General features: G+C 67.4%; 7 protein-coding genes. 4 read left to right on the top strand and 3 right to left on the bottom strand.

All coding sequences use genetic code 11. The features are described from left to right. From GKQ77_RS34015 to GKQ77_RS29020, 3 genes are all read right to left on the bottom strand, one after another. The coding region (locus GKQ77_RS34015; protein ID WP_219692016.1) for a chaplin at nt 1–508 on the bottom strand (508 nt) is incomplete at its 3' end. 96 nt (nt 509–604) lie between these two features. Then, the gene (locus tag GKQ77_RS29025) at nt 605–796 is read right to left on the bottom strand and encodes a chaplin (RefSeq protein WP_219692019.1); all 192 of its coding nucleotides are present in this window, start codon (nt 794–796) and stop codon (nt 605–607) included. Between the two features lie 265 nt (nt 797–1,061). Continuing rightward, the gene (locus tag GKQ77_RS29020) at nt 1,062–1,466 is read right to left on the bottom strand and encodes a rodlin (RefSeq protein WP_219692015.1); all 405 of its coding nucleotides are present in this window, start codon (nt 1,464–1,466) and stop codon (nt 1,062–1,064) included. A 291-nt stretch (nt 1,467–1,757) separates the two neighbouring features. On the opposite strand from GKQ77_RS29020, the gene GKQ77_RS29015 reads away from it, so the two are divergent. The 4 genes from GKQ77_RS29015 to GKQ77_RS29000 form a co-directional block, all read left to right on the top strand. Next, the gene (locus GKQ77_RS29015; protein WP_219692013.1) at nt 1,758–2,168 is read left to right on the top strand and encodes a rodlin; all 411 of its coding nucleotides are present in this window, start codon (nt 1,758–1,760) and stop codon (nt 2,166–2,168) included. Between the two features lie 492 nt (nt 2,169–2,660). Next, complete coding sequence (locus tag GKQ77_RS29010; protein ID WP_219692009.1) at nt 2,661–3,068, top strand: rodlin; 408 nt, start codon at nt 2,661–2,663, stop codon at nt 3,066–3,068. Between the two features lie 74 nt (nt 3,069–3,142). Beyond that, nucleotides 3,143–3,649 (top strand): hypothetical protein, encoded by a 507-nt coding sequence (locus GKQ77_RS29005; RefSeq protein WP_219692007.1) that lies wholly within the window; start codon nt 3,143–3,145, stop codon nt 3,647–3,649. A gap of 142 nt (nt 3,650–3,791) precedes the next feature. After that, a partial coding sequence (locus GKQ77_RS29000; RefSeq protein ID WP_219692005.1) for a hypothetical protein occupies nt 3,792–4,022 on the top strand: 231 nt, incomplete at its 3' end.

Genomic DNA, 4,022 nt, shown 5'->3' with positions numbered 1-4,022 from the left:
CGGCGGATGGTTCGGGGCGCGGGCCGCCGCAGCGGTTGCCCATGGCGGGCGAGACGGCGCCGACGCCGTCCACGGAGTTGCCGCAGACGTTCACCGGGACCTCGACCGGTGCCTTCACGCTGTTGCCGGAGAGCACGCCGGGTGAGTTGGCGACATCACCGCGGGCGGTGGCACCGGAGGCGGGCCGGGCGGCCTCGCGACGCTCGGGAGCGCCGTATGAACTCGCGGGGCCATGACGGTATTGATGCCCCCGACCGCCGGAACCGGAGTCGTTGGCACAGTTGTTGCCGGTGGCGGGGTTGGCGGCGGCCACGCCGTTCACGGAGTTGCCGCAGATGTTCACCGGCACTGCCAGCGGCGCCTGCACACTGTTGCCCGACAGCACGCCGGGAGAGCCCGAGGCCTGTCCGCTCGCCTCGGAGTCGGCGAACGCGGAGGTGCCGGACAGGGACAGGATGCTCGTGGCGGCCGCGGCGGAGAGCATTCCTTTGCTGAGGGCCTGTCGCAATCTATTGGTCTTTCTCTGTGCGAGGGAGGGCCGGCCCCGGAGCCCGAGGGCTGCCGGGGCCGGCCAAGACACAGCTGGAGCAGCTGAGTCGTCGCGTCAGTCGTTGACGCAGGTGTTGCCGAACGCCGGGTTCAGCAGAGCGATGATGTCGATGGTGTTGCCGCACAGGTTGATGGGCACGTGGATCGGCACCTGGACGACGTTGCCCGAGAGGACGCCCGGGGAGTTGACGGCCGCACCCGACGCGCCGGCGTCGGCGACAGCCGGAGCGGCCATGCCCAGGACCATGACCGCGCCAGCGACGAGCGTTGCGCTCTTCTTGAGCTTCACAGCTTTTCCCTTCTTTCGGGTCACGCCTGAGCGGCGGCCGGGGCCGGGCGGGCAGTTCCTGTTCCCGCACCGTGACCAGAGCCCTGCTTAACGAGTGATAAGCGCAGAGGAAACCGAGGCGTTGACGTTCCTCGGAAATTCACTCGAATGCGACGGAATAAAACAAGCCCGGGCCGCCCACCGTGAAGACGGGCGGCCCGAGCGGGTCCTACGGCGAGACGGGTCAGCCGTTGCCGGCGCCGTTGGCCGAGAGGATCGGGATGTCCTCCAGGATGTGCGACAGCGGCTCGTCGCCCTTCGCCTGCGTGGAGTTCTCGGTGCACTGCTGGGTCTGCGGCGCGGACAGGATCGGGATGTCCTGGATGCCGACGTTGACCAGGGCCACGATGTTCTGAATGTTGGCCTTGACCGGCAGACCGATGCAGGGCTTGTTCAGCGTGCCCTGGACCAGGGAGAGCTGCGGGCTCATGTCGCCCTTGGTGGCGGAGTTACCGAACGACTGCTCGGCGCCATTACCGCTCTGCGACCGGGTACCGGTGTCGTCACCGATCGCCATCGCAGGGGTGCCGATACCGGCCACGGACACGGCGACCGCGGCTGCTGCCGTTGCCATTGCCTTCTTAAGCATTTGCGGTTCCTTTTCTGGGCAGACGCTCACGTTACTGCGGCCTGCTCAACTCCCCACTCCGCGTTTAGTTCCGTGCATTCACTCCATCGGATCTTTCAGCGGCCCCATGACGACGGACCGCTCAGGGAATCGGCGCGCATAAATGAAGGTCCGATTATTCGCAGATCGGCGATTCACACCCGTCGAGAGGCCGCGCCTTGGGCCATCGGAGTGAACCTCAGCAACTACTCCTGTCCTTGGGCAGTTGCTCAGGGTGCTCCGAGGACGGGGCTAACTCAGAGAGGAATATCTGTGATCAAGAAGGTTATGACCGCAGCTGCGGTCACGGCTTCCGTCGTCGGCATGTCAGCGGCCGCAGCGCCCACGGCAGTCGCCATCGGCAACGACGGCGGCACCGAGACCATGAGCGGCAACCACGCCGTGCAGTCGTTCGGCAACTCCGCCACGCACGGCAACATGAGCCCGCAGATGGCGCTCATCCAGGGCTCGTTCAACAAGCCCTGTATCGCCCTGCCGGCCAAGCTCAACCTCCAGAACATCGTCGGCCTGGTCAACGTCGGCATCCAGGACATTCCGATCCTCTCCGCGCCGCAGACCCAGCAGTGCACCGAGAACTCCACGCAGGCGAAGGGCGACGAGCCGCTGTCGCACATCCTGCAGGACATCCCGATCCTCTCGGCCAACGGTGGCGGCAACAACTGACACCGGACACGGAAAAGCGGGCCGCCGGCTTCCTCCTCGGCGGCCCGCTTCTGTTGTTCTCCGGATAATTCCGCTGCCTCAGTCCCGGGGCCACGGGTCGCGTTCGACCAGCCTTCTCCACTCGGGGTCGGGATGGCCCGGAACGGTCCTTCCCTGCGCATGCCAGCTCCTGAGCAAGGAATCGTAGATGGGGTCAGTGCGACACTCCGGAGACTGCCTGCTTGCCGGAATGACACCTAGCCGCTGCCATGGTCCTGTGCGGTCAGCCATAGTTCCTCGGTGAGAGTGGGGGCGTCCCCGTCCTCGTTCCTGGCGAAGTGCGGCACGAAACGGTGCCGTTGGAGCGAAACCCGTCACCGTCATCATCTCCGGCGACCGGCATTCAGCACACTTATCAACCGAATGGCCCAATCGCCGAAACCCGCGCCTTATCACCGAGTTGATGACCATGCGGCTCCGGAGTGGAGCCTCACTCGAAGGGAACCCCTCACCATGAAGAAGCTGCTCGCAACGGCCGCCATCACCCTGACCGCCGCCGGAATGACCGCCGCCACGGTGCCGCAGGCCATGGCCACCGGAAATGACTCCAGCACCGAATCCCAGAGCGGGAACGGCGCCAAGCAGGCGTTCGGCAACTCCGCCACCAAGGGCCGGATGAGCCCGCAGATGTCCCTGGCCCAGGGCTCGCTGAACAAGCTCTGTGTCGGCCTCCCGGTCAAGGCCAACATCCAGAACATCGTCGCCCTGGTCAACGTCGGCATCCAGGACATCCCGATCCTCTCCGCGCCGCAGATGCAGCAGTGTGTCGAGAACTCGACGCAGGCGAAGGGCGACGAGCCGCTGTCGCACCTCCTGAACGACATCCCGGTCCTCTCGGGCAACGGCATCGCCAACAACTGATCCTGAGTTCCGACAGGGGCCGGCCGGGGACACCGGCCGGCCCCTGCGGCTCGAACGGCTCCGGAAGGCCTCTGATGCAGCGAATCGTGAAAGCGGGTCTCACGGCGGCGGTGGCCGTCGTCTCGGCCCTTGCCCCCATCGCGGCGACCGCCGCCGAACGGCCCGAGGTGACCCTGGACGGCACGGTCCGGCTCGGCGACGACCCCTCGGTCGCGACCGCCTCCGGCACCTACACGTGCCGGGGCGTGCGGGGCGACGCACAGCTGATGGTCACGCTCCGGACGCGGCGCGACCGTACGCCGAGCCCGTCCGAGACCCAGGCGATGAAGCAGCTCTTCACCGGCCTCGGCGTCTCCGGCGCGCCCGTTCCCAAGGTGCTCTCGACCGTCACCGCCCAGACCCGCACCGTCGCCGTGAAGTGCGACGGGAGCGCCGCGGTCCGTCCCTGGAAGCGCACCTTCCGCGGGCAGTGGGCGAAGAACGAGAAGGCCGAGGCGTCCGTGACGATGGCGACCGTGAGCCTGCCCGGCCTCAAGCTGACCCGGCACGCCACCGCCACGCGCGCGGTGACGTTCGTATAGCGGCGGCGGGCTGACCAAGCTGTCACCGTTTCCTCACAAAGCGGACGTAGCCTCTCGTACGTGACTCGCGTACTGCTCATCGAGGACGACCCGGCCGCATCACGGCACGCTCGATGTCGCCAACTCGCCGGAGGGCAGTGCGGTGTTCACGCTGACCGTGCCGCTGCGCCAGGTCTCCGGGCGCTCTACGGGGGACGTGACCGGCGCGGTACGGCCCGGCACGCGCGCGTACGACGCCCGGCTGGACTTCCTCGGCCCCTGGGGCGCGCTGGTCGCCCGCTCCGACACGCTGATCCTCCACACACCGTTCCGCTGGGCGTTCGGTGCTGCCACCATGCGGAGTCCGGGATGCGGGGGGAGTCGTCCTCTGAGG

The sequence above is a fragment of the Streptomyces anatolicus genome (assembly GCF_019400875.1).
GTDB classification, from domain to species: Bacteria; Actinomycetota; Actinomycetes; order Streptomycetales; family Streptomycetaceae; genus Streptomyces; species Streptomyces anatolicus.
Note: the sequence above shows the minus strand (reverse complement) of the source record. Positions and strands in the feature narration are given on the sequence as shown.